The 24,287-nt window shown below is 38.5% G+C and carries 26 protein-coding genes and 1 pseudogene; 17 read left to right on the forward strand and 10 right to left on the reverse strand.

The window, feature by feature from the left end:
- Window positions 1–153: 153 nt before the first annotated feature.
- Window positions 154–423 carry a DUF305 domain-containing protein gene (locus tag AC3WV0_RS12355; RefSeq protein ID WP_488846381.1) on the forward strand — a complete coding sequence of 90 codons (270 nt, stop codon included), beginning with the start codon at window positions 154–156 and terminating at the stop codon, window positions 421–423.
- An 8-nt stretch (window positions 424–431) separates the two neighbouring features.
- On the opposite strand, the pseudogene AC3WV0_RS12360 reads toward AC3WV0_RS12355, so the two are convergent.
- Window positions 432–773 (reverse strand): annotated as a pseudogene (locus tag AC3WV0_RS12360) (dihydrodipicolinate reductase C-terminal domain-containing protein); the annotation flags it as partial.
- A gap of 154 nt (window positions 774–927) precedes the next feature.
- On the opposite strand from AC3WV0_RS12360, the gene AC3WV0_RS12365 reads away from it, so the two are divergent.
- Complete coding sequence (locus AC3WV0_RS12365; protein WP_488846382.1) at window positions 928–3,504, forward strand: CHAT domain-containing protein; 2,577 nt, start codon at window positions 928–930, stop codon at window positions 3,502–3,504.
- A 139-nt stretch (window positions 3,505–3,643) separates the two neighbouring features.
- On the opposite strand, the gene AC3WV0_RS12370 is transcribed toward AC3WV0_RS12365, so the two are convergent.
- Together AC3WV0_RS12370 and AC3WV0_RS12375 are read right to left on the reverse strand one after the other, a co-directional pair.
- Window positions 3,644–4,342 carry a tetratricopeptide repeat protein gene (locus AC3WV0_RS12370; RefSeq protein ID WP_488846384.1) on the reverse strand — a complete coding sequence of 233 codons (699 nt, stop codon included), beginning with the start codon at window positions 4,340–4,342 and terminating at the stop codon, window positions 3,644–3,646.
- Window positions 4,339–4,878: an RNA polymerase sigma factor gene (locus AC3WV0_RS12375; protein ID WP_488846385.1), complete on the reverse strand. Its 540-nt coding sequence runs from the start codon at window positions 4,876–4,878 to the stop codon at window positions 4,339–4,341. The genes AC3WV0_RS12370 and AC3WV0_RS12375 overlap by 4 nt, the downstream gene beginning before the upstream one ends.
- A 113-nt stretch (window positions 4,879–4,991) precedes the next feature.
- On the opposite strand from AC3WV0_RS12375, the gene AC3WV0_RS12380 reads away from it, so the two are divergent.
- The 11 genes from AC3WV0_RS12380 to AC3WV0_RS12430 all read left to right on the forward strand — a co-directional run bounded on the left by AC3WV0_RS12380 (window position 4,992) and on the right by AC3WV0_RS12430 (window position 13,697).
- Complete coding sequence (locus AC3WV0_RS12380; protein WP_488846386.1) at window positions 4,992–6,536, forward strand: T9SS type A sorting domain-containing protein; 1,545 nt, start codon at window positions 4,992–4,994, stop codon at window positions 6,534–6,536.
- Between the two features lie 11 nt (window positions 6,537–6,547).
- A complete protein-coding gene (locus AC3WV0_RS12385) occupies window positions 6,548–7,867 on the forward strand; it encodes an OmpA family protein (RefSeq protein WP_488846387.1) in 1,320 nt (439 codons plus the stop codon).
- A 12-nt stretch (window positions 7,868–7,879) separates the two neighbouring features.
- Window positions 7,880–8,527: a hypothetical protein gene (locus AC3WV0_RS12390; RefSeq protein ID WP_488846388.1), complete on the forward strand. Its 648-nt coding sequence runs from the start codon at window positions 7,880–7,882 to the stop codon at window positions 8,525–8,527.
- Between the two features lie 11 nt (window positions 8,528–8,538).
- On the forward strand, window positions 8,539–9,519 hold the full coding sequence (locus tag AC3WV0_RS12395; protein ID WP_488846389.1) for a hypothetical protein: 981 nt from the start codon (window positions 8,539–8,541) through the stop codon (window positions 9,517–9,519).
- A 13-nt stretch (window positions 9,520–9,532) separates the two neighbouring features.
- Window positions 9,533–9,874: a DUF4870 domain-containing protein gene (locus tag AC3WV0_RS12400; protein WP_488846390.1), complete on the forward strand. Its 342-nt coding sequence runs from the start codon at window positions 9,533–9,535 to the stop codon at window positions 9,872–9,874.
- Window positions 9,875–9,902: 28 nt separating this feature from the next.
- The gene (locus tag AC3WV0_RS12405) at window positions 9,903–10,670 is read left to right on the forward strand and encodes a hypothetical protein (protein WP_488846391.1); all 768 of its coding nucleotides are present in this window, start codon (window positions 9,903–9,905) and stop codon (window positions 10,668–10,670) included.
- A gap of 21 nt (window positions 10,671–10,691) precedes the next feature.
- On the forward strand, window positions 10,692–11,294 hold the full coding sequence (locus AC3WV0_RS12410) for a hypothetical protein (RefSeq protein ID WP_488846392.1): 603 nt from the start codon (window positions 10,692–10,694) through the stop codon (window positions 11,292–11,294).
- 33 nt (window positions 11,295–11,327) lie between these two features.
- Entirely contained in the window at window positions 11,328–12,278 is a 951-nt protein-coding gene (locus AC3WV0_RS12415) for a hypothetical protein (protein WP_488846393.1), read from the forward strand.
- 39 nt (window positions 12,279–12,317) lie between these two features.
- Window positions 12,318–12,620 (forward strand): hypothetical protein, encoded by a 303-nt coding sequence (locus AC3WV0_RS12420; RefSeq protein WP_488846394.1) that lies wholly within the window; start codon window positions 12,318–12,320, stop codon window positions 12,618–12,620.
- A gap of 24 nt (window positions 12,621–12,644) precedes the next feature.
- Complete coding sequence (locus tag AC3WV0_RS12425; protein ID WP_488846395.1) at window positions 12,645–12,992, forward strand: hypothetical protein; 348 nt, start codon at window positions 12,645–12,647, stop codon at window positions 12,990–12,992.
- 345 nt (window positions 12,993–13,337) lie between these two features.
- Window positions 13,338–13,697 carry a response regulator transcription factor gene (locus AC3WV0_RS12430; RefSeq protein ID WP_488846396.1) on the forward strand — a complete coding sequence of 120 codons (360 nt, stop codon included), beginning with the start codon at window positions 13,338–13,340 and terminating at the stop codon, window positions 13,695–13,697.
- 13 nt (window positions 13,698–13,710) lie between these two features.
- On the opposite strand, the gene AC3WV0_RS12435 is transcribed toward AC3WV0_RS12430, so the two are convergent.
- On the reverse strand, window positions 13,711–13,911 hold the full coding sequence (locus AC3WV0_RS12435; protein WP_488846397.1) for a hypothetical protein: 201 nt from the start codon (window positions 13,909–13,911) through the stop codon (window positions 13,711–13,713).
- Between the two features lie 16 nt (window positions 13,912–13,927).
- Between AC3WV0_RS12435 and AC3WV0_RS12440 the strand changes: the two genes are divergently transcribed.
- Window positions 13,928–14,173, forward strand: coding sequence for a nitronate monooxygenase (locus AC3WV0_RS12440; protein WP_488846398.1), 246 nt, complete (start codon window positions 13,928–13,930; stop codon window positions 14,171–14,173).
- 986 nt (window positions 14,174–15,159) lie between these two features.
- Here AC3WV0_RS12440 and AC3WV0_RS12445 read toward each other — a convergent pair.
- The gene (locus AC3WV0_RS12445; RefSeq protein WP_488846399.1) at window positions 15,160–15,576 is read right to left on the reverse strand and encodes a pyridoxamine 5'-phosphate oxidase family protein; all 417 of its coding nucleotides are present in this window, start codon (window positions 15,574–15,576) and stop codon (window positions 15,160–15,162) included.
- Window positions 15,577–15,945: 369 nt separating this feature from the next.
- Here AC3WV0_RS12445 and AC3WV0_RS12450 point away from each other — a divergent pair, with 369 nt between their 5' ends.
- The 3 genes from AC3WV0_RS12450 (at window position 15,946) to AC3WV0_RS12460 (ending at window position 17,903) form a co-directional block, all read left to right on the forward strand.
- A complete protein-coding gene (locus tag AC3WV0_RS12450) occupies window positions 15,946–16,533 on the forward strand; it encodes a Crp/Fnr family transcriptional regulator (protein ID WP_488846400.1) in 588 nt (195 codons plus the stop codon).
- A 64-nt stretch (window positions 16,534–16,597) separates the two neighbouring features.
- Window positions 16,598–17,269, forward strand: a complete 672-nt coding sequence (locus AC3WV0_RS12455; RefSeq protein ID WP_488846401.1) for a hypothetical protein — start codon at window positions 16,598–16,600, stop codon at window positions 17,267–17,269.
- A gap of 214 nt (window positions 17,270–17,483) precedes the next feature.
- Window positions 17,484–17,903, forward strand: coding sequence for a DUF305 domain-containing protein (locus tag AC3WV0_RS12460; RefSeq protein WP_488846403.1), 420 nt, complete (start codon window positions 17,484–17,486; stop codon window positions 17,901–17,903).
- A 184-nt stretch (window positions 17,904–18,087) separates the two neighbouring features.
- Here the strand turns inward: AC3WV0_RS12460 and AC3WV0_RS12465 are convergent, their stop codons facing one another.
- The 5 genes from AC3WV0_RS12465 to AC3WV0_RS12485 all read right to left on the reverse strand — a co-directional run bounded on the left by AC3WV0_RS12465 (window position 18,088) and on the right by AC3WV0_RS12485 (window position 23,938).
- A complete protein-coding gene (locus tag AC3WV0_RS12465) occupies window positions 18,088–20,496 on the reverse strand; it encodes a pyocin knob domain-containing protein (RefSeq protein WP_488846404.1) in 2,409 nt (802 codons plus the stop codon).
- Between the two features lies 1 nt (window position 20,497).
- The gene (locus AC3WV0_RS12470; RefSeq protein WP_488846406.1) at window positions 20,498–21,916 is read right to left on the reverse strand and encodes a hypothetical protein; all 1,419 of its coding nucleotides are present in this window, start codon (window positions 21,914–21,916) and stop codon (window positions 20,498–20,500) included.
- Window positions 21,917–21,918: 2 nt separating this feature from the next.
- Entirely contained in the window at window positions 21,919–22,770 is an 852-nt protein-coding gene (locus tag AC3WV0_RS12475; RefSeq protein ID WP_488846407.1) for a hypothetical protein, read from the reverse strand.
- Window positions 22,771–22,928: 158 nt separating this feature from the next.
- A complete protein-coding gene (locus tag AC3WV0_RS12480; protein ID WP_488846409.1) occupies window positions 22,929–23,369 on the reverse strand; it encodes a lysozyme in 441 nt (146 codons plus the stop codon).
- Complete coding sequence (locus AC3WV0_RS12485) at window positions 23,366–23,938, reverse strand: hypothetical protein (RefSeq protein WP_488846410.1); 573 nt, start codon at window positions 23,936–23,938, stop codon at window positions 23,366–23,368. Before AC3WV0_RS12485 ends, AC3WV0_RS12480 begins: the two co-directional genes overlap by 4 nt.
- Window positions 23,939–24,287 lie beyond the last annotated feature (349 nt).

Here is a 24,287-nt window from a genome sequence, read left to right on the forward strand (position 1 = left end):
CCAATCTTTTTTTTGGAAAGCAATAAAGGAACAGTTGGTAATGGCCTGTAAGTTAGCGATGGGCGTTGAGCTCTTGTCCGGATTATCCCAGTCTGAAAGCCAGTGCCTTTCCCCAACGAAGTAATGCGTTAACATGCCCAGCCCGTCCTTTGATTGAAATTCAATCTGCATCATGTCGTTTATGAGTATTTTTATACCAAAATACGCTATTTTAACTCATTATACAACTTTAGCTTTGTATTATTACCTATTGGTGATGAACAATATCTCAAAGCCATGATCCCTCACCATTCTTCTGCGATCATGACAAGCAGAAATGCAGGAATCAAAGATCCTGAGGTCAGAAAATTGGCTGACAGCATCATCCGATCGCAACAAAGGGAAATTGATCAGATGAAGAGCATAATCAAGAGATTACGCTAATTCATCATTTAAGATAACGAGCTGGCCTGGGCGAGGAAATAAGGGCGAAATATGTCCTCAAAATTATAAAAGCCCTCTCTTTTGTCTTTTAGATTCTCCGCTACAAACAATGCTCCGCTGCCAAAGGCTTCTCTCGATATTGACTCATGGACAAGTCTGACGGTCTGGTAGGGAAATCCGAAGATTACCCCATGTTTTCCTACTATTCCCCGGCCCGACCCGAAAGTATGTTTCCGCAATTCTCACCGCTGTGCCAGATACGCCGGATTTAGCTTGAAAGTGCTCTTCTATTAGTTCGAGATCGACACCGGGGCAATATTTTTCAAAATTGAGGCGGCAAATAGCAAATAAAAATGAAAGTATATCTTTTCACAAACCAAACCGATCCTTATAAAGAAAAAGACTTTGAAATTTAAGTCCTTTTATATTAATAAAATACAAAAAGTAAAGAAAGGGGGTACTTTAATTCTTTTTCTTTCGGTATATTTAAGCATTCATTACAAAATGCTTTTCAGGTTCGCTATTTTCTGCTTGCTAGTCTTTAATTTTTTTGCTGGTTTTGCCCAGCAAAAGAGTCTTATTCCCTTTTCGGAATTAGAAAAAATAACGGAAAACGAAGATTGTAAAAAAGCGTTGTCCATTCTTGATTCTTATAAAATTTCGGATTTTAATTCAGCACAAAAAGCAGATTTTTATTTTGCCAAAGCCTATTCTCTCAATCAATGCGAAGATTATAAGCAAGCAGAAAAAATATTGCAATTTCTGTTGAAAGATCATAAAAACGAGCTGATTAAAAATAGAAAGCTGCTTGGTAGGACTTATTTCGAACTCGCCTATTCTGCCAGCGGGAACTACAATCAAAAGAACGAAATTTTTTACACTCAGAAAGCATTGGAGGTAATGGAGCAATCGCCTCATCTTTTTGAAAAAGCCAAGATCATCTCTACCTACAACGACCTGTTTTATTACCAGAATAATTACAACGATCTGACTGGTCTGGATCGTACAGAGAAAAAATTCCGGGAAATATTTAAAAAAATCCCTGTCAGTGACAAAGATTTTCCGCACGCCAGAAGAGTGTTCAGGAAAATGCAGCTGATCGTCGCTTTGATGAATAAAAAACCGGACGATGCCACTGCAATCCTCAATTCTTTCATGAAAGAAACGGCCTCCGGAACCGATGAAGACCGGAATTACATCAATTCCTGCTATTCGGAGATTGCGGGATTTTATTATAACGAGCGGGATTTTCTGAAATGCATCAGCGCTTCGGAAAAATCCGCAGATTATGCGCTGAAAACCGATTATCCGCATTACCGGATGATTGCTTTTTCAAAAATCGGCGCATCTTTTCTGAAACTGAAAAATTATGAAAAAGCGCTGTTCTGGATCAATTCATCTCTGAATCTAGTCAGGCAGAAAAAAGATTTTAATTCCAGCATTTATTCTTTGAACACGATGAAGGCAATGGCTTACGCAGGTCTCGGAGAATATCAGAAAGCGGCAGCTCTTACAGAAAACAACATTTCGGAAATCATCCTGAAAAAAACAAGAAAGCAAACCAAAATAAATGATTTGAATTTTAATGATTTTACAGATCTGAATTCTAATTATTTCATAAATATTTTTGCTAGTTCGGGACAAATTTTTCTGGATAAATACAAAAAAGAACACAAAAAAACCGATCTCGAAAAAGCGGAAAAATTATTGCTGATCTCTTCGGAGATGTTTTGGGAATTTTATCTGAAAGGCGAGTTCAATCCTTTACTGCACAGCCTTCATACCAAAATTACGGAAGGACTGCTGAATATCGGTTTTGAAAAATACCGCAATAATCAGAGCAAAATAGCGGAAATTATTGGGCTTATCGAACGGAATTCTTCCAAGCATCTTTACAAAGAATTTCTTCAGAAAAGAAATATTTCGGATGAGCTTTCCACCAGTTTCCGGATATTGACAGAGGATAAACACAGCATTCAGAATATACTTGATAATCTGAAAAAAGACCAGCAAATTTTTAAATTTTATGTAGGGACAGAAGATATTTTTCAAGTGTTGATAACGAAGCGGAAAATAGAACTGCTGAAATTGGGAAAAGCCAATGTTGTTAAAAAATTAACAACTGATTTTATAGGAAAAATTAAAACCCCTTCAGTTCTTCCGGACAATTCTGAAGCACTAAGGAAAATCCTCCTTCCGAAAATATCTGCCAAAAAAATCATCCTGATCTCGGATGATTTTCTGAATTATCTGCCTTTTGAGTCTTTACAAAAAAACGGGAAATACTTGTCTGATCATTTCGACCTTTCTTATCATTATTCTCTTGCGCTCTGGCAGATGAATCATTCCGGAAATCGGAAAACCCAAAGCAAAATTTCTGTATTTGCCCCTTTTTATCAAGCAGGATCAGTGTTTAATGGTTTTAGGACACTTCCTTTGAAGTTTGCGGAAAAAGAAGCACAGGAAATCCTTGCGTTCTATTCCGGGAATTTTTTTTCCGGCAAAGATGCCACGAAAAACAATTTTTACAAGCAAGCTAAAACTTCGGATATTCTTCATCTTTCGATGCATTCTATTCTGGATGAAAATAATTTCCGTAAATCTTGTCTTTTGTTCCAGAATAATGTTCCGCTTTATTTTGAGGAGCTTTATAATCAAAATATTCCTTCGGAAATGGTGGTTCTGGGCGCTTGCAATACCGGGAATGGCTATCTGAAGAATGGCGAAGGAATTATGAGCATCTCTCACGCTTTCACATTTGCAGGAAGCAGGAGCAACGTCTTCAGCTTATGGGAAATTCCCGACAGGGAAACCTCTGAATTAATGGGATATTTCTACAAATTTCTAAAAAAGGGACAGCGAAAAGATGAGGCGCTTGCAAATGCAAAACGTGAATTTGTAAAAAACAATCCGTTGAAAAATCATCCCTATTTCTGGGCTGGATTTATCGTAAACGGAAGTACCGATCCGATCTCAGGCAAAGATTATCAATGGATCTTTTGGATGTTTTTGGGAATGTTTGGAATTGGGCTTTTCTGGTTTTTGCTTAAACGGAAATATTTTCAGAAATTACACAAGTGAAAATCAAAGCCTTTGTAATTCTAAACGAAGCAGAGCGAAGTGAAGAATCTTTGTAAATTTGTCATAAAAGGGATTTTTCCTTTTCATAATGCGTCACAAAATTCCATTCAGAATAACAAGGGAAATCAACATATACTTTTCATAAATCCAGCACCAATTCTCTCGCCTTCTTTTCGTAAACTCCTTTGCCGTAAAGCATTTTCAGGTTTTGTTTTGCTTTTCCGGGATTATTGAGCTTTATGAAATTCAGGGCTTCATACCACATCAGATGTTCTTTCAGAGGGAAATTTTCTTTGTTGATTTTGGAAAAATCATTGGCTGCGTTTTGATACTCCCCTATGCTCATTTCTGAAATTCCTTTGTAAAAAAGAGCTTCATTGTTCCCGATCTTTGAGAACCATACTACCGCATTTTTATAGTCTTTTTTATCATACGCCGAAAAAGCTTTGTCGGTTTCGTTTTCAGCAGTTCCACTTCTTACCACAGGGTGTGTGAGGTTCGGAAATTCCACAAAATTTTCTGTATATAATGTTTCATAATCCGTTTTTTGCTGATAAAACAAAATACTTCCCAATCCGCACAAAAGCAGCAGCGAAGCTGCAAAAGCAATCCATTTCATCGGGAGTACTTTTGCAGGAGTTTTTTTATCGAAAGATTCAAGTTGTTTTTTGAGGGCCGCTCTTTCTTCTAAAGCAATCGCTTTTTTCAAGTTTTTTTGAAATGTAAATTCCTGCAAAAAATCGGCATCGGTTTTCAACAAATGTTGAAACTCCGTATTTTGCTCATCAGTAAGGCGACCTTCGAAATAGGCGTTTGTCAGGCTTTCTTTATCCATCATTTTGTTTTTAGTATTTCTTTTAATTTTTTTAAGCAGCGGGATTTCTGGCTTTTCAAAACATCTTTGCTGCTGTAATTGAGGATTTGCATTATCTCGTCCAGATTTTTTTCTTCGTAATAAAACAGCTTCAAAACTTCTCTACATTGGTCTCCCAGTTTTAGAAAAGCTCCCCGAAGTCTCAGGATTTTTTCGTCATTATCATTATCGAAATCAATTTCGGAAAAATCCGTTGTTTCATCGGAAAATTTATCGGTCGGAATGTTGTTTTTTCTTTTTAGTCTGCGGAAAATCATATATTTTCCTACGGAAAAAAGATAGGTAGAAAGTTTGGCTTCCAGATTATCAAGCTTTCCTTTCTGTGCATTTTCATACACTTCAATCACGGCGTCCTGATAAATATCTTTTGCTTCCGTTTCTTCCAAATCATACTGCTTGGAAAACCTTAAGAAAGCCGATTGATTCTCCCGATAAAAAATTTCCAGAGCAGAATTGTCCTTTGCTTTTAATCTCTTGATAAAATTCTGCTCATTATTCATTAGTGTAAAAATATGTTCGAAGTAAACAAAACTAAAAAAAATTCCGCAGATGTTTACTTTCCTTAATTTTCTGCACTAACTCTAAATATGTAATCTCAAAATAAATATGTTTTATGAAAAAATTCTCTCTGCTTTTTGTCCTGCTTTCTTTGTCAGCAAGCTCACAGGTTACAAAAATTGCTGATTTTTCTTTTCGTCCGGATGTTATTCTAAGTGATAAAGCTTTGTTTATGGGAAATGATACAACTCATGGAAAAGAGCTTTGGATATCCGACGGAACCGAAGCCGGAACTCATCTCCTGAAAGACATTATACCGGGAACCATCGGCAGCATTCCGTATTCTTTCTTAAAAGTCGGGAATATTGCTTATTTCCAGACCGATAATAACCAGATTTGGCGGACAGACGGAACTGATATTGGGACATATCTTGTGATGTGGAATTCTGATATTGTAAGACCTTTTCCAATGTTTGAGCAAAATGGCTGGATTTATTTTATGGAAAGAGAATCCAGCAGTAGCAGATTTCTTTGGCGGATGAACGGAAACCTTAATAGTGAAGTTCTCGTAACTCCAAAATCAACTTTTACTGATACTTCAGGCTACATACTTTTAAATGATACCGATTTTCTTTTTAACGGAAGAACAGCATCCGGAGGATGGACGATCTGGCGAAGTAATGGCATTGTGAATCACAATATGATAGACCTTACCTCCACATCTGCCTTGAGCAGCTATACTCAGCTGAACAGCACCAGAAATATAAACGGGAAAATTTATTTTTCACCAATCACAGAAGCTTACGGTTGGGAGCCTTGGACAACTGACGGAACTGCCATCGGAACAAAACTTCTGAAAGACATTCTGATTTCCTCCAATTATTTTGATAATTCAGCAGCATCTAGTTTTACAAAAATGGGCAGTCAAATCTTTTTCACGGCAAAAGATAATACGCACGGTGTTGAGCTTTGGAAAACCGACGGAACAGAAGCCGGAACAATGATGGTAAAAGAAATCTGTCCTGGAAATAATACCGGTGGAAGTCAGCCGGAAATCCTTTTTGAATATAACGGATTGCTCTATTTTCAGCAGCACGACGGAACATCTAACCAGCTCTATAAAACCGATGGAACAGAAGCCGGAACGATAAAGCTGACCAACCTCGAGTATTTCTGGGCAGGCCACAGACCGTTGTTAAAAGACGGAAAATTGTTTTTTACCGCTTATACGCCTCAATACGGAGATGAGCCCTATTTCATTGATTTGGAAAGTTTGCAGATCACGATGATCGCCGACATCAATCCGGGAACAGGCTCATCGTCTTCCGCCGAATTTTTTGAGCTGAACGGCGATGTTTTCTTCACGGGAACTATAGACGGAACCATTTATGGAGATAGAACATTCAGGATAAACCAATCTGTTCTTTCAGTAAATTCTGAAAAAAAATCTGATATCAGAATTTATCCGAATCCCGTTTCCGACATCCTGAATCTATCCGAAAGAGCAGACAAAATACAAATAACCGACCAAAACGGAAGATTATTGAAAACGCAATACAGCTCTAATTCAGTAGATGTGAAGAACCTTGCATCGGGAATGTATTACGTCAAAATCATCAGCGGACAAAAAACGGAAACCAAAAAATTCATTAAAAAATAAAATCCTTAATTATGAAGAAATCATTACTTAGCTCATTATTATTGTTTGGGATAATTACGGGCAATGCTCAAATCTTTGACCGGATAAAAAATGCAGCAAAAAATACTGCAGAGCGGAAAGCAGAAAATAAGAGCGGCGATATCGTAGAAAAAGGTCTCGACAAAGTGGAAGAAGGCATTGAAAACATCTTTAAGAAAAAAGATAAATCTAATAATGGTAATTCCCAATCCGGAAATAACACTAACTCCGGTGCTAATCAAAATACCACCCAAAACGGAAATACCGATTACAGCCAATACAAAGGCTCAACCTTTATCCCTGGAAAAAATGTGCTGTTCTTTGAAGATTTTACCACGGCAAGATTGGGCACAGGCAATACCAACTGGCATTTATACGAATACGATCCTTCCGCAGATTTTGAAAGACCCAATGTCAGAACAATTTCCGTATCAGGCGGCAACTGGCTTAAAATGCCACGTAAAGGATTTGTATTCCCGAACAGCTTTAAAAATCTACCCGAGCAGTTTACGCTTGAGTTTGACCTCTACGCCGACCCTTCAAAAATGTCTGAAATGGAGGGTGGTTTCCGAACAAATTTTATTGTACTGGACGACCGCAGCGAGTACAGTATATATTGGGCTGCCGAGCCCTCAATAGAACTAGATGTGCATCCGCACGGAAGTACAAAAATGGTGTATGTTTCAGCACAGTCCGAGTACAATTCCAACCTGTCCGGCAAAAAACTGCTGTTTGAGAATACCTTCAAATCCAACTGGAACCCAGGCGCAGTAAATCGTGTATCTATATACCGCAACGGCAATCAGGTTGCGCTTTATCTCAACGGACAAGAATTACTCAACCTTCCCAACGGGCTTTCCAAAAAAGCACAGTACAATCTTATCTTTTCTACCAATATGTGGGGCGATGGGATGTATTTGAGTAATGTTCGCATTGCAGGAAACATACCTAATGCTACGCAGGACATAAAAACTGCTGGAAAATTCGTTACTAATTCCATTTACTTTGACGTAAATTCTTCCCGAATCAAGCCCGAAAGCTGGGCAACGCTTAACAATACCGCACAAGCGATTAAAGCCATATCAGGAAATATTTTGATTGTGGGGCATACTGATAGCGACGGAGCTGATGATACCAACCTAATGCTGTCGCAAAGCCGTGCTGCTTCGGTAAAAAATGCTTTGGTAAAGGAATTTGGGATAGAGGCTTCCCGGTTAATAACAGACGGCAAAGGGGAAAGCCAACCTGTAACGTCCAACAACACTGCTTCAGGCAAAGCGCAGAACCGCCGTGTTGAGTTTATCAAACAATAAAAACTGGTGGTAATGAACAAAGCATTAAAAATACTCATTGCATCCCTTCTTTTTGCTTCCTGCGGTGGTAATACAGAAAGTGTGCGTGTCCCCGATGACTTTAATTCGGAAGTAGTTATTTCCAATCAGAACCAATTGCAAAAAATCCTTACCAAAGAAATGGTTGCTGCAGTTGCAGATGTGCCTGTTGACAAGATTGATGAACACATCGAAAACAATATTAACCGGCAAGGTCAATATACCCTATTGTATAGCTGGGCTACCGGAAATAAGAAAAAGGTTGGCAATGGCAAACACGAGATTGATGATTACAACAGTTTCAGCATCGGCTTTATCAAAAAGATGACCGCAGCAGAATTTGAGAAATATTACGGAACCAATGACGGCTTGCAGATGCAGGTAAACGATATGGCAAAGCAGCAGCATTTCAACAAGCAAATAGGAACCGCAGAAGCAGAATACATTGCCGATTATGCAAGCAGGCGCAAAACGGAAAAGCTAAGCAATATAGCTACAATGGCATTTTGGGAAACACCGATGAATGCCTTGCATGTACTGGCAAAAGATGCCGCCTTTACCATTACTGCCAATTTTGGCGATGACGAAACCTTAGCGAAGAAAAAATCAGCCGAACTGGTCAACGTTATTTTGAACCCTTAAAATTACCTGCTATGAAACTCTATTTTTTAATGATTGCAATGCTGATTTCGGTAGCTGCATTTGCTGAAAAGGTGATTATCGCCAACTGCTCCGAGGGTGGTGGCTGCACCTTTGAACTTTCAGATTTTGAAAGTGACCTGTTTGATAAAGATTTTGGTAGGGATATACAATCAGATGACATCATTGTATTGGGCAAAAAGAATAACGGCGAAGTCATTACCTATTTGGACAAAAAATCCAGAGAGGATATTGACAGAGAATGGGGCGGCGACGGCTATACACAAATTGGTCTATTCAATCCTTATCTGCAACCCATAGACGGCGTTTGGAGTGCTTCATACGGAACTTCATCCGGGAACGATTGCTATGGTATTGGTAATATTGGTTCTTTTATCCGAAGCAAAATCACGCCTGGAACAGCCGGAAACGGAACTATCAACTTTAAATATCCATTTAATCCGGCACAACTCTTTCCATCAAACGAAATGCGATGGGTTAAGACAGGATATAATACCTACAAAGGCATACTCGATTTTAATTCCAATAAATCGGGAGGTATGAAAATGTACTATGATGTTACCATTGTGAGCAGGAAAAAAATAGAAACCTTTTATACTATCGAAATAAAAGTGCCTACAAAAGAAACCTGCATAGGTAAAGTTCCCGTAACTTTTACACTCGTAAAAGAAAAATCATCAGCGGACCCTTTTGGAAACGACGAACCTATGGATGATGACTTATTGCCGGTGAACCCTAAAGGCAATGACGATTTACTCCCGGTAAATCCTAAAGGAGATGACCTGCTTCCCGTTGAACCCGGCAATAACCCTAAGCCGAATGTACCGAGAATAGAAGATCATACTCAGCCGAACGTCCCAAGATTGGAGGATAAGCCTAAAACCAATGTACTGAGGTTGGAAGATAAGCCAAAACCGAACGTTCCAAGATTAGAAGATAACCCAAAACCAAAAGTACCACGCATAAAAGACTAAACTTTTATAAAATATGGAAACAAATAGACAGCACAGCACGGCCGATGGCAAAAGTACCGCCATCATTGCCTATATCACTTTAATAGGTTTGATAGTTGCCTTTGTGCAGAATGCCGAAAAGAAAAATGCCTTTGCCAATTTCCATATCCGCCAGAGCTTAGGGCTAATGTGCACCGGATTAGCATTGGGCTTCATCAATATCATTCCATTTTTAGGATGGGTAATCTGTATCGTTGGAATGTTTGCCCTGCTTATCCTTTGGATTATGGGATTGCTCAATGCCATTAACGGTAAAGAAACCCCTGTGCCTGTAATGGGTAATCTATTCGGCAAATGGTTTTCAGGCATTCAATAATTTTAAAAACAGTTAAAATAAGTAGAAGATGAAATCAATAAAAATAACAGTCGCCGTAACGGTGCTTTGTCTTACACTGTTTTCCTGTGGGAACAATGACGACAAAAAACAAAACGACAACGACATTAATTTAGATGCCGTTATCAGCAGCAAATCCAATGACCCCAATGCCAAAGGCGATAACAAATGTCTTTTGGATTATCAGAACAAATACGATGCATTGCTTGCCGAAACCGATGTTTTGAACGCTACCGGATTTTCAAAAGACGTGATGGAAACAAAGTACAACAACCGACTTAAAAACCCCGAAAACCACGAGTTTGTGTATAAATTCAAAAACGGCAGGATGGGAAAGGTACGTGGTTTCAACAACGAAATGCAGTTGCCCGATATGGTAGTTGTACGCTCCATAAAGCCGATGTCACCTACTACTTTTAATCAAAGTTACAGGGAAGTGACGGACGAGCAGATGCAGGCGGCAAACGATGCGCTTGATGAAATTGCCGAAGGAAATTCTGGCGATGCGGATGCCGATAAAGCAATGAAAAAAGCGAAAGAACAAAATATCAGCAAAGAGGAAATCAAGAAAACGGGTGGAACAATGGCCGATGCTTTCAAAGAAGTATCAAAAGGTTACAGAACGGTGGAAGATCTTGGCGATGCAGCAGTTTGGAATGTGGTTACCAATGAGCTTTATGTGCTGCAAAACGGTGTAAAGTTTGAAATTCGAGCCGACATCAGTAACGACACGGAAAAGAACAAATCGGTAGCTGTAAAATTAGCCGAATCGTATTGAACAAGTGTAAATAAAGACAGTATGAGAAATCTAATATTGCTTGTGATGGTCTTTTGTATCGCCGGATGCAATAGTAACGAGGGAAACAAAATGTCTGCATTGGAAACGGTACTGGAAAAAGCAACAGGTGTAGATACCGATATGGATAATATCAAAAACAGCGAAAAGAACAAAGCTGAAATAGACATTGCAGATGACGGACTGAACCTGAACGAACGGTTCAGAAACGGCTTCGCTACCATTACCGCAGCCAAAGAAGTCATATCACTGACCATTACCAATGAACAAGGCGGACAAGATAATATACTCATTGGTTTTACAGGAACAGATCTCACACAGATGCGCCCGATAAAAGGCCGGATGAATACCAATGGCGAAAATTCTATGAGCTTTTCTATTGCGAACTATCAAAATAACGAAGCCGATATGATGATGGCTTTTGATATGGAAGGAGAAATTCTATCATTAAAACCGGAAAAGACCATTATCAGGCTCAAAGGAAATATCGGATACCCGCAAGACGTCCAAAACCCCGAAAAATGGAAAGCATTTGAAGGTACAGTTACCTTGAATTATGTCGTCTTTCAAGCCTTGGGAAAGGCTAAGGAAGACTTTATCTATTAATAAAAAGCAAAATTTATGTTTAAATCACTCATTATGAAAAAGATTTTTTTCCTAACCCTGCTTGTTCAGTTCTTTTTGTCCTTTACCAATGCCCAGGAGAAAAAAACAAAGCAAATGCTTGCGGTTTGCATTGATGGAAAAGGCTGTAAGTTTTCGGAAATCACCATCGCAGCCAGCGAAGTGGACAAGCTGGTAGGGAAAAACAATTTCTGGACTGCCGCCGCATCCAACGCTACACTGATATTGGATAAGTGCGAAAGCATAAAAGATGAAAAACGCACGCTGGAAGAAATTGACCGCAGCTACGGAGGAAGCGGAAAATCAATAGACCTTAAAAAGACTGATTTAGAAAAGTACCTTAAAGAAAAAGGCTGTTTTACCTGTCCGAATGAAACAAAGAAAATATCATTTTATGCAAGCGCCAGCGGCGAAGAGGCACATTCAGGCAATGGTTATTTCTTTCTGAACCTGAAGGCAGGAGAAGCCTATATGCCGAACGAAGCTTTTAAACAATTTTATGCCGGTGAGGAGGGGCAGGATAATGTTATCATAGACCAGTTTATCCGCAATGGTAAAATGGAGCAATATATGATTGCAGAGGGTAAAAAATACCGTCATTCGATGCCCATAGGCACTAATATATCAGTCATAAAAGATGATGCACTCAACGAAAAGCGTTTTAAGAACGATTTCAAAAAAACCGGTAAGACCCGGAAGCATCTGAATACGACTAACACCGAAACCGAATATACGGGAAAGGACGATGAAGGCAGAACCATCAGCTTTTGGATTGTTCCGTCGCCAGATGTATGCTTGCCGCCTGGTAAGTTTGATGCATTCGGATTTTATAACCTCGGCTATATTTCGGTGGATGGAATGACATATTTGGTTACCGAAATTTCTGGTGCAGGCTTTCAGATAAAGATTACAGGCATTGCAGACGGTTCGTACAATTTTAATCCGGCAGGTTATAAATCATATTAAATATGCAAGATGATGAACAGGTTTGTCAAAATAGCGCTTATGGCTTTTCTGCTGTTTCCGCTCTTCGTTGTCGCCCAGCAAAAGAAATCGATAAAAAGTACTACTCAATACAAGTTTTCCGAAATGTGGGTTTGGGAATACAAAAATGCCAACGGTAAAAAGGCGCAAATGGCAATATACCGTGAACCCAAATTAAACTATTGGCTGCTTACGCCTGATGATGCAGGTTATCGTGAAAAGGACGAGATGACCTTATGGCTTATATTGAAGCCTAGCGGAGAAGTGTTACAGGCGTATCAGGACGGAGAAAAGAACCAGAGGAAAAAGCTGATAAAACACTAACTGTACCCCGACAAAAAAGCCATATTGCCCGATTACTGGAAAGCCACAGGCAAAAGCAGATATTTTGGAGATACTTTTTCTGGCTTCCATAAGATAAAAGGATTGGAATACAATGTCAGCTACGGAAAGACCAATGATAAATCTACGTTCTATCTGGCGACTACGAAAGCGGATTTGGCGGTGTTATCTCTTTTCAACGATTTGAATATAGATGCAAAGCTGCCCATTCGTTTTCCAAAGGACATACCGGGCAACTTTATCATCTTATGCGAATATACCGTATTTCCCGGCGGTGCTGTTCAGTATAATTTTAGGTACATTTCGCAGACAGACTATTATATCAACCTTTCAGATTATGAAGTAAAACAATAAATGAAGTGCGGAATGAAGAAATAGGGAATTGATTGGAAATTGTAATTAGTAAAGTCAATTTAGCCACCTTTTTAACCACCCTTTAAAATAAAATCCTCTGATAACAGTAGTTTCAGAGGATTTAATGTACCCAGGGCCGAGACCGTAATTCGTCACCTGAAAAAACTGGAGAAGATGCAACACATTATGATAAAAGAAAGGAAGATCTATGTGTAAGCATAAAAACCAGATCGAAAGTCTGTACTATGCTGAAACCGAAGTGCTGTTATTTATCATTCCGCGCTTATTAATATTTGCACACTATTTGTATATTTTAAAACTTAGTTCCTTAATTATTAAAACGTTATGAAAAAAGTCTTTGTACTCGAAGACGAAAAAAACATTAGGGAGGCGTTAGAAATCCTGTTGTCCTTTGAGAATTATCAGGTCATTTCCTGTACCAATGTCAGCGACTTCTATGAACTATCACCAGCAGTCATTCCAGACCTTTTTCTTTTTGACGTCCTGCTGCCTGACGGATCAGGAGTGGAAGTATGTAATTATGTGAAAAGCAACAAAGCGACATCAACTATTCCGGTAGTCCTCATGAGTGCTCATGCAAAAGCCATAGAGACGGACCGACTATGTCAGCCGGATGCTTTTATTGTTAAGCCGTTCGATATAGATGATGTTATTTCAACAGTGAGCAGGCTTGTAAAGGATTAGTTAATAGTTGAAATTATATGATGGAATAACCTATGGGCTTGAAAGCATAATTATTAGACATTTCCGCTGAACAAGCTGTCATACCTACAATAAGATCCATTTCTGCCTCAATTATGATATAGTCTCCAGCTGCACTTTTTGGAGGAAGTACGCTTATTTTGCCACTCTCACCGTCAACGGCTACAGCATGCTGAAGAAAGTTTGGTAGGAACATTTTCTTAATACCACAAGTGGCAGATACCGTAAAAATTCCGTTGATTGCTGCCGGAGGAATTGCTGATGCGCGCAGAGTCAAGGCTGCAATGGCTTTAGGTGAAGACGCGGTCCAGATAGACACTGCCTTTCTGACTACCCGACAATCCGGAACAAGTAAAATTCAACGTGAAAAATTATTCTCAAGAGATGCCCGCTACACAACATTAACCAGAGTATATACCGGAAGGTTGTCACGTGGAATAAAAAACCGTTTAACATAGGAATTGAAAGAATTTCGAAACAGCTTTGCCCCCTATCCTCTTTAGGGGAAAATCGTGGGAACACTAGGAGCCTATCCAGCGGATTCCGAGTCAAACCCGGAACTTAAGTCTTTATGCTCAGGTCAGGCAGCATCATTGCTTCAACACAAGATGCAGAAAACTTAATTGCAGCAATTATCGCTGAAATGCAAAGTTAAAATGTAAGTACCTTTTGCTTCCAAAATAACCGGAACTTATGAATGTTATCATAGCCTTTTAGAAACCGAGAAAGATACAGATAAACAGACTCAACGAATGCTTGTATAATTTATTTTATTTTTATTAAGCAATTTACCTTTAACATTCCGTAGAATGTGACCAATCAATTTTGTCACTACTTTATTATTTGGCTTTCTATATTGTGGCAATAGAAAATTGTGATTCAAACATCATTTAATACCTTCACAATATTATCCATATCTGCTAGTAAATGGTTTGAATATAGTCCTGTCGAGGTCACAAACAGCCAAACAGCGCCAACTGAAGACAGTTAGCGCTGTTTATATTTCATCTCAATTGTAACTAGCTTTACCAGACAAATTCTTCTAACAAAAAAACATCCCATTACATAATCAAAATTATTGTTTTTGACATTCTGTATATCCATTTTAAAAGCTTCAAAACTCAATAATTAATATCGCTTTTACAACCTGTTATTCTTCAGAAAAGATTTAATCTTTCAACACTTTTCTGAGATCTTGCCATGGCATCAGAAACTTCACCAACTGCAGTCATCAATGTCTGTTTGAAGGTGATCACTGCTTTTTCCTTAACATATTATTTGTATCTCCCAGTTAGCCATAGTTGATTGTTTGTACAACTCCAAGATAGCTGTTTTAGAGATAATCTCAACAAAAAATTTAGGCTGTCCTTACTTTTTGAACAGCCTCTTTATTATACTCAAATTAGTTGAGATCTGTATAAAACTGACCAACTTCTGCCAAGCGTCAGGCATTATACTCACCTTCTTCCTCCTTGTGCCAGAATTTAACCTGATTCGCAGTAACTTTGATTAAGCATATTCCCGGAGTATCTATCCCTTCCGGAAACCATTGGTCCAGACCTTCAACCCATTTTTCCTTCAATATATCTTTATCCTTTACAATTTCACCTTTACCGGTACAGTCTATAAATAACATATCGTCAGTCTGGTAAATAAGACTGACATGATGATTGTTCTTAATCTGATCGACTTTATTGCTATCCTCATAAGTAAAGAACCATGAGTCTCCGTCATATTCTACTTTACCATTATTGCTCATAGGCCTTGAATGAGAGACTTGTTTTCCGTCCTGTGTGACCATCATACAAAAATCTAAATCTTTCATTTTTTCTGCGATGGTTTTTAATGATGCTTTTTTCATAATATTAATATCGTGATTTAATGTTGATCATATCCTAAGTTCAAGATTATTCAGGAATCTGATCTGCTGTATTATCACAGACCAAAATCCATACCGATACGTAATATATTATACTTTGCACCGCCTCTCAATATGAAACGCTGTGCGGCGTGAGTTATTAGATGCAGAGGTACCAAACCGTTATATCAATTCTCAATACATCCTTAAGAAATACTACTTTTCCGGACAGATGTCAAAATATTCTTGTATCTTCTCTACGGTATTTTTTGGTAATTCAGGTATTGAACGGAGACTTTAATTGTCGAGTTCTTTAAAGATTCTTAAAAGGTATACTTAAATTAGCATCTTGTAAATAAATCATCTTTTAAAATGATAAGCCCAACAGATCCAAAGCCATCAGATTTCTTTGAGTTCGTACAATTATACTGCCGGCCTGATATAGAAGCCGGTAATGCGTTACGTTCTGTAATTAGCAAAAAATTGTACACAAAAGGAGATGTAATAGTCAAAGAGGGAAGCATCTGCAATAAAATATTCTTTTTGGAAAGCGGTCTTGTAAAAACCTTATTCACCACAGACAGTCGGGAGTATATCATGCGCTTCTTCTCGGAAGGCAATGTATTTTCTGTGCTGGATAGTTTTATTGAGCAGAAGCCTTCACATTATGAAATTGTTGCACTGGAGGATTCTATGGTGAGTTATATACTTCATAAAGACCTTCAGATATTATGCTCTCAATATCACCAATTGGAAACATTTTACCGGAAACTACTTTCGAAAGCAGTTATTGAAATGATGAGCCGAGTGGGACGGTCGCTCGAGGAAACAGGAGTTGTCGCCTACAACAGATTCATACAGAATCAAGGCCATCTCCTCCAGCGGATTAGTCTGGCAGATCTCGCATCCTATCTGGGTATAACGCAGGTTTCATTGAGCAGGATCCGGGCAATAAAATAGCGATTTTATCATTTGATAAATGCCAGCCCTGAACAGATATGTAATTTGGCTGAAATTTACTGCTATGATCCATCCATTGTTTTTCAATAGAAAACTTAGCGTTGCTGTAGTGCTCCTCATTACCATTGCTGCCCCTGTAGCCGGCTATTTTTCTATCGGCTTACCACCCGTCATTATCGTAGGGGGCTCGGCATTAATCGCTTTTATTTGCTGGCAAAAGACTTATTTTAAGAATCCTATGAATCCATCGGTAATTTTGCCGCTTTTTGTCCTTACGGTAGCCGCATTGCAGATTCATATTATCGAAGAATACCAGATGGGCTTTGCTCCCGCCATGAGCCGCCTGTTCGGAATTCCATGGAGTGAAAAAAGCTTTCTCATGATATTTGCACTGGTAGGGCCGACGATTTATACACTGACCTCGTTGGGTTTATATTATAGAATTCCGGTTGCCGGATTTGTAGCATGGTTTATTTTTATCGGCCCAGGTGTCGCTGAATTCACACACTTTATTTTTCCGTTAATCTCGCCTGATCTTTTGCCCCATGACCCTCATCCCATCACCGGTTCAATTGAAGGATCTGTCATCGAAAATATGCCCAACTACTACTATAAAACGACGGGAAGATATTACTTTCCCGGCATGTGGACAGCAGTTTTGCCGATGGTCCCGGGATGCTTTGCTATTATTAAATTATTTCTATTACAGAATAAACGCATTAATTCATTTAATTAAAATAAAGGTTTTGCCATGAAGGGCAGATGTCATGTGGTTATGGTTATTTACCTTGAAAATACTGCTGTGCACTCCACTTTTTTGGCTTCATTCCGAAATGTTACTCAAACCACCTTCCGAAACATTCTTGTCTGGTAGGCACTTTTAACATTTATATTGATGTGAATAAAATGCTCTCCATCTATTCCATTGCAAAAAATGAAATTGCCATCCAATGCTACATTGCAATCTCAGCTGTTCTGATGTATTTAATGATATTTCTAAACATGAATTCCATCAACGATTACCATACCAGTTTGACCAGAATCTATATGGCATTGATAATGGTAAGCCCTATGGCGATTTAATGATTGTCATTATGGGAAAAATGTATCCCAACAAAAAATATAACAGCATTATAATAGCGGCTTCAGTTCTGGTTTTTGCAATCACTCTGACTGGTCTCAGAAAACAGATACCTATTAACGATGAACAATATCTCAAAGCCATGATCCCCCACCATTCCTCTGCGATTATGACCAGCAGAAATGCAGACATCAAAGATCCTGAAGTCAGAAAACTCGCTGACAGCATCATCAGATCCCAACAAAGGGAAATTGATGAAATGAGCAGAATGATTGATAGATTACACTAAATGTCTTAATTTTAGATTTATGAACAAGTCTGACAGGCTGATAGGACAATCGAAAATAATCTCGTTTTTTCCTGATCTTTCCTACATAGATAATCGATGCTGATCTGAATTAAAAACAAATGGCGCCACACTCAAAATTAGTGGCGCCATTTTTTTATCAATCAATATGATTATTTTCTCATATCTACCAAACAACATCACAAGACTGCAATCTTTCGGCAATTACCCGTAAAGATTTGGTTACATACAATCTTAAAAAAGATTTTGGCTCAAGGTAATATATTGTTTTTCCTTGTATCTTCACCTCCATCGGGCCATCATTTTGATCAAAATTGTAAATGACGATCTGCTGTTTAGGATAAACTTGTTTAAAATCAACAACCATCTTAATATATTCCCCGATGATATGGATGAGCCTGTTTCTATCATCTATACCAAGAGAGCTAAATGAATCCAGTACATACTCATGCGGATCTAATCTGATGGCGTATTCAGATTCGTCATTGATAATTTCATCTCTTAACGAAGCCGTATTACCATTAGGAATAAATAGTGTATCCGGACTTTCATCTTCTGATTTAAAATTCTTACTGGCTTTTACAGATCCCTCTACTGTTAGCTTATCAGTATCATTAACATCCCTTCCCATCCCGAAAGATCTTCTTTCACAATGAAAGTTCAGACCATCAAATGTATCATTTTCAGAACCATAAAAATAATATTCATATTTTTTTGCTGCCAAAAATCTGTTCAGTTGATTATCTACAATACCTGAATCGCCTCCGAAATAATCATCAGCCATTACAAGACCCGCACCGGTATTGAACGCGAAACCCTGATTGATTCGGATGCCTTGATCTGCAATCATATTCCACTTATTAATAGTAACTGCATTGATGTTATTCGCCGGGTGTGACGTACTCATCGCATTGGTAATACCGTACCCTGCTAATGTTGTAGGGTTTGTTCCTGCTGTGACAATCCCTTTCGTGTTAACTGTAACTGATTTATAATTTCCGGCTGTTACGCCCGAATCAGGTAGTGTTGCAGTTAATGTAGGCAACTGTGAAGCCGGAACCAAACCATTTGAATCAAGTTCTGCCACACCATCGGGCGCACCTTTGAATCCAAGAGGTATGAAATTACTTACTGTCTGATTTATTAGCGAGTCCATTTGCCCGAAATTAACGGCATGACCATTTAAGGTTGCATTTGGAACAATTGGGCTTTCTGTAAATGTTTTTGCACCTGAAATATTTTGAACTCCATTCAATCCAACGAATAATCCTAAAGATTCATTTTTAGTATAATAGTTCGATGGACTAAAATTACCTGTATGGTACACTTCAAGCCAACTTCCGAAAACTGAGTTTTCCTCTGTAACAAAATACAATTTATTTAATCTAGCGGATAAAGAGAATCCATAACTACTTCCACCAGAATTATAAGGTGTAAAATTTACTACTGCACCGTTGGTATTGCCAGGTCTATTAGCTCCTCCAGTAGCCCACATAGCAGTATTTCTCATTGTAAATACATCTATATTGGAAAAATTATGCTTACTAACACCATTACCTAATACCTTTAAATTATTTCCCGTTTCTACAGCAGCCGCATTCCATGTATCAATATTCGTTTGATTGAAATCATTTTCAGACCAAACTTTTAACCATGTGCTAAAATTAGTACCATCATAAACACGTTTCCAAGTCCTTCCGTAAAGATGTTCTGTGTATTCCTGAACCAGTCGCGTAGTGGAAGCTCTATAAACATTTAAATAACCTGCGAGCCCAATCGGATAATGCCGTTCGGACGTTGCATTGGTACTGGAGTGTTGATAATAAAAACCAGGCGTTAAAAATGTATTCAAATCAGCAGTAGATAGTAATGAAGCAGATTTAGGAATAGATCCGGCATTATTGGCATCAACCCAAGCCCTCGAAGCTACTATATCCGGAACGATATTTAAAAGAGACTGATAGGTTGACGTATCAGTCTCAATTCCCTGTGACCAACCTTTTGACCAATCACTGTTATATCCCGTATATTGGCTGACAACACGTTCAACCTCTACAGTAACGTGTGTATTCCAGAATGTTGTTGCTTCACCAATATTGATACAGACTTTCCCATCAGCATCAATTCCGGCATTAATTACAGTGGTCGGAAATGTTTCTGAACACTCAATGACAGCCTTTGCGCCAGTTGCATGAATTAAGATAGCTGATTGTTTGTAAAATGCAATTCTTAAATTTCCTAAAAATCTATTTTGATATCCGTAAATTTTCAATGTTACGTCAAACATTGTTGCGGCTGTCGTTGCTTGCGGAAATTTTAAACTTAAAATACCAGTCTGAGCATTGCCAGTAAATTTTTGAAAGACTTTATTAAAAACCCTGCAACTACCCTCAACCCTGGATAAACTTCCTGAAGTGAAATTAATGTTTTTATCAGCCATATTAATATCCGTACCTGCCGGGATATAAGAAGTGGCATCCACCGAACCATCCGCCTTCAGGAATTGCGCAGCTATACCTCCTACGACTTTAAAGCCCTTCGAAGAGGTATAAAGTGCATATTTGATATCGCTCATATTACAAATCTTTGCTGGTTACTGTGACTGATACCGGGTTTGGTAAATTAGAATCAAATTCAATATCTAATTTGTTCGGATCGGTTAATTTTATTCTGCCATCGATTTTGTAAAAAGTTACGGTATCGTACATGGCAACTTCAACATTTCTGGTACCTAAGTTGTGTCCTATCGTTGCAGTTCCGGAAATTGAAGTAGTGTATGATCTTACAAGATTATTTCCGGCGACCACTCTACCTTTAGCATCAACCGTTACCTGGTCGTAAGTTCCGGCAGCTACTCCTGTTGCAGCCAATGTCAATGATGAAGCAACGTTTGCAGAACCGTCAAAGCTAACCGCCCATGTCCCATCACCTGTTGCAGAAATCGTTCTCGCTGTTGTCAGTTTTGCGGCTGATCCGGTTGTATTGATTGCTGCAGTACCTGTTAGTAATGTTGCGGGAACAGCAGTAACAGGGATTGCGACATTCCCGGAACCATCAATGGTTTGTGCTGTTGCGGTAACTCCGGAAAGGGTAATGGTTCTTGCTGCAGTCCATTTTGTAGCAGAAAGAACACTTTTCGCTGAGTCGGCAGTGTTGTCAACGTTAGCTAAACCAACATGGGATTTATTAAGAACCACCACGCCGGTCTGACCGTTAACGGAATCCACCGCTCCTGAAGTGATATAAACGAATGTTGTTCCCGTCCATCGGTAGGTTTTGTTGGTATCAAGCGACACATAAATTTTACCTGTTTCTCCATTGATGAGGTTAGTATATGATGACTCTTTATAAAACTTTCCGTCAGCAGATTTGTAATATCCTTCCAAAACATCATCTACATAAGATGGCAATTGAGATGCAGGCACCAGTCCGGATGCATCCAGCACGGCAACTCCATTCGCAGCACCTTTTTGTGACAATGGGACATAATTCGCCAAATCCGATGAAGTGGGCATAGAACCCAGATTTACAGTGATTCCGTTGGCATTCTGAACGATACCTGTCACTACGTTCCCGCTCCCTGAAGTCGTAACCGGTAAGGAAAAGGTGGTTCCTGATAATGTAAGACCGTTACCCGCGCTGTACGTTGTATCCGTAGAGGCTAAAGTAATCGTATTTCCCGATTGGCTGATCGCCATATTAGCACCTGCTGCAAGAGTAACATCTCCGGAAACTAAAGAACCGGATGCACCACCTTTTAAACGGGTAATGGTGTCAGGCGTTGTGAACGATCTGTTTGCTGACAGATCATAAGAGGTTCCGTTAATGGTTAGCGTTCTTGTTTTCGGTACATAATCCAAAGGATTAAAGTTACCGTCATGCCAGAAAGAACTGATTGATCTGGTGCCACCGCCGGCTGTTAAAATTTCATTGTCTGTTTTTCCTTCGATTTTGTATCCAACAGAACTTCTGTAATAAGCATATTTAATATCCATAATTATATTTTTTTAATGGTTAACTGAATTATATTTGGTGGTATTGAGTCGAATAACACTTCAATATTTTTTGTGTCTATTCTTCTTACCTTAAGAGGCACTGTAAACATGGTAACGATGTCGTAGGCATCAATTACAAAGCTTAATGTATCAAGGTCGTGTTTTATGACAGAGTTGCCCCTCACCCTCTGTTCATAGGTAACTTTTTCAGACGCGATTTCCTCTTCAACATGCTGAATTTTACCATATACCAAATCATTAAACTGATTTTGGTAAGTGACCGACCCCCAGTTTGAGTAACTTCCGAAAAGTCTGATTTTATCATCTGAACTACCGCTGATAAGAGTTTCTCGAATTAATTCTATCTGCTGTCTGTTTTCTTTGATATAATCAACGATTTCCTGAATTTTATCAAGATTTACATCATCAGAGGCCAGCATTCGATTAATAATCTCAATCTGTTCAAGCATTTCATCATCCTTTGCCTGGAACACACTCACAATTTCTCCGATCTGCTGTTTTGTATACACATTTCCGGGTTCCTCACCCCCGTCTATAGTAGCCGCCAGATTGATTTTTAATTTTTCTTTCCACTGATCGATATCGGCAGGCGTAAGATTGGATGCATTGAGTTTTGCAAGCACCGAATTATGTGCATTTTCATCATTTAAATGATTTGTAAAAGTTTCGGTGGACAGCGTTTTTTGAAAAGCTTCAGGTAAGCCCGCCACCTCATCTATTTTAATTTTTTCTTCTAAATGACGGAATGAAGAAAAGGTTTGCTGAAACTGATCTTGTGTAGGAGTATCGCCCTTTTCAAACCAGCTAAATATTGTTGTTAATGGTACTGCCATGATGATTGGAAATTAGGTTTGAGTTCTTCATTTTATCAATTTTTTTGATTAATTAATTGTCTATTTTTTTCATTTGTTTAATTCTCTCTCATTTTCAAGCTATTTTTTAAGTTAATATTGATTTAAATCCCGTTTATTAATTTTAAATTATGATTGACTTATTTCGAAAAAAACAAATCGGCTTCTGCTTTCCGGCGTCTTATTAATCCGTTTAAAACCTTACCGCCTGCAGTAATATATTTTTCCGTGAACCATTTTCTGATAGCATCCGAATCTGCCTTTTTATTAATCAAAGAAAATAAAGTATCAGAGCCTCCCGTATTGTAAGTATGCGATACGAGTGCATCAAATTGATTCTGTGTAAGGGCAACTTTGATTTTACTGTTAACGATCTTCTCGTAAGTTGGCAAAACGGTTGAAAATAGTTCAACTCCTCTTTCTCTGCTGATGGCAGGATCTTTCATCGTTACTTTCTTTCCACCGGGATAATAGGTGTTTCCATAGCCAATGGTCGGAATGCCTGCGGAATCCAGATAAGGTTTGGAGCTGAAACCTTCAAATAATAAGATAAACTGTATCCCTTTTTGTGACGTTTTCATTTCTTAAAATATTTATAGGTGAAAAAGATGAGTATTACAGTGATTCCAAAAATGGTCATGAAAATCCAGGTTGCAATTTGAAAGCCGGTCACTTTGATTTTTTCCGTTTTTTCTGAAACTACCGAAGTCTTTTCTTTCTTAATTTCTTTTGAAACCGCATTTTGAGTGACATCCTGAAAATGATCTTTAAATTCTTCTTTTCGGTTTTCGGTTTTACTGTTTGATGATTTTACATAATGATTACTGATTGAATAATCCGCAGTTCCCATAATAGAAATACTTTGAACAGTATCTTTTCCAATAATATTGTGAAAAACAAAGGGGCTGGAAATATCAGATTTTCCTGTAATCAGCATATCTCCGGATACTTCATCTTTCTTTTCTTTGACTAAAACATCGGCAGATACATTTTGAACAGATTCTATGATGTTTAAGCTCAAGGAATCGGCTTTCACTTTTTCAGTTTCCTGTCGATGTTCTTTGGAAACAGTGGTGATTTTTTGTTTACTCCGGCAACAGCCCAGGGTGAGGCCACAGAATATGATCAGTAGCAGAATTTTTGCTTTCATGAGCTTTAGTTTTAATGATTAAATGGATGAAAATCTTTAGTCTTAACTTTTTTAATCTTTTAAAGAGTTTCTTTGAAATATTGTTTCGGTTTAAAAACCTGATTTATGTTTTCTTTACTGACATCAGTTTGTTAGAAACAGCATTCAGGCCTTCAGTTGAGACGATCAACCCTTTTGTTGAAGCCTTCAAGTACTTAGAACAGGGGATCAAGCATTTCGATAAAGCAATCAAGTGTTCCGAATAGCCAATCAACCGTTTAGAAGAGCCGATCAACCGTTTAGAAGAGCCGATCAACCAGTCAGAAGAGGCGATCAAGTACAATTTATTACATTTCAACAACTTACAGCA

The organism is Chryseobacterium sp. 27AL, from assembly GCF_057815395.1.

Excerpts from the sequence above, each read along its gene's own strand:
- AC3WV0_RS12435 (WP_488846397.1), bottom strand. The coding sequence starts at position 13,911 with ATGTTCCTACCAAACTTTCTTCAGCATGCTGTAGCCGTTGACGGTGAG.
- AC3WV0_RS12375 (WP_488846385.1), bottom strand. The coding sequence starts at position 4,878 with ATGAATAATGAGCAGAATTTTATCAAGAGATTAAAAGCAAAGGACAAT.
- AC3WV0_RS12445 (WP_488846399.1), bottom strand. The coding sequence starts at position 15,576 with ATGAAAAAAGCATCATTAAAAACCATCGCAGAAAAAATGAAAGATTTA.
- AC3WV0_RS12405 (WP_488846391.1), top strand. The coding sequence starts at position 9,903 with ATGAAATCAATAAAAATAACAGTCGCCGTAACGGTGCTTTGTCTTACA.
- AC3WV0_RS12400 (WP_488846390.1), top strand. The coding sequence starts at position 9,533 with ATGGAAACAAATAGACAGCACAGCACGGCCGATGGCAAAAGTACCGCC.
- AC3WV0_RS12385 (WP_488846387.1), top strand. The coding sequence starts at position 6,548 with ATGAAGAAATCATTACTTAGCTCATTATTATTGTTTGGGATAATTACG.
- AC3WV0_RS12365 (WP_488846382.1), top strand. The coding sequence starts at position 928 with ATGCTTTTCAGGTTCGCTATTTTCTGCTTGCTAGTCTTTAATTTTTTT.
- AC3WV0_RS12455 (WP_488846401.1), top strand. The coding sequence starts at position 16,598 with ATGATCCATCCATTGTTTTTCAATAGAAAACTTAGCGTTGCTGTAGTG.
- AC3WV0_RS12480 (WP_488846409.1), bottom strand. The coding sequence starts at position 23,369 with ATGAAAACGTCACAAAAAGGGATACAGTTTATCTTATTATTTGAAGGT.
- AC3WV0_RS12430 (WP_488846396.1), top strand. The coding sequence starts at position 13,338 with ATGAAAAAAGTCTTTGTACTCGAAGACGAAAAAAACATTAGGGAGGCG.
- AC3WV0_RS12475 (WP_488846407.1), bottom strand. The coding sequence starts at position 22,770 with ATGGCAGTACCATTAACAACAATATTTAGCTGGTTTGAAAAGGGCGAT.
- AC3WV0_RS12465 (WP_488846404.1), bottom strand. The coding sequence starts at position 20,496 with ATGAGCGATATCAAATATGCACTTTATACCTCTTCGAAGGGCTTTAAA.
- AC3WV0_RS12485 (WP_488846410.1), bottom strand. The coding sequence starts at position 23,938 with ATGAAAGCAAAAATTCTGCTACTGATCATATTCTGTGGCCTCACCCTG.
- AC3WV0_RS12450 (WP_488846400.1), top strand. The coding sequence starts at position 15,946 with ATGATAAGCCCAACAGATCCAAAGCCATCAGATTTCTTTGAGTTCGTA.
- AC3WV0_RS12380 (WP_488846386.1), top strand. The coding sequence starts at position 4,992 with ATGAAAAAATTCTCTCTGCTTTTTGTCCTGCTTTCTTTGTCAGCAAGC.
- AC3WV0_RS12470 (WP_488846406.1), bottom strand. The coding sequence starts at position 21,916 with ATGGATATTAAATATGCTTATTACAGAAGTTCTGTTGGATACAAAATC.
- AC3WV0_RS12460 (WP_488846403.1), top strand. The coding sequence starts at position 17,484 with ATGCTACATTGCAATCTCAGCTGTTCTGATGTATTTAATGATATTTCT.
- AC3WV0_RS12390 (WP_488846388.1), top strand. The coding sequence starts at position 7,880 with ATGAACAAAGCATTAAAAATACTCATTGCATCCCTTCTTTTTGCTTCC.
- AC3WV0_RS12415 (WP_488846393.1), top strand. The coding sequence starts at position 11,328 with ATGAAAAAGATTTTTTTCCTAACCCTGCTTGTTCAGTTCTTTTTGTCC.
- AC3WV0_RS12370 (WP_488846384.1), bottom strand. The coding sequence starts at position 4,342 with ATGATGGATAAAGAAAGCCTGACAAACGCCTATTTCGAAGGTCGCCTT.
- AC3WV0_RS12410 (WP_488846392.1), top strand. The coding sequence starts at position 10,692 with ATGAGAAATCTAATATTGCTTGTGATGGTCTTTTGTATCGCCGGATGC.
- AC3WV0_RS12395 (WP_488846389.1), top strand. The coding sequence starts at position 8,539 with ATGAAACTCTATTTTTTAATGATTGCAATGCTGATTTCGGTAGCTGCA.
- AC3WV0_RS12420 (WP_488846394.1), top strand. The coding sequence starts at position 12,318 with ATGGCTTTTCTGCTGTTTCCGCTCTTCGTTGTCGCCCAGCAAAAGAAA.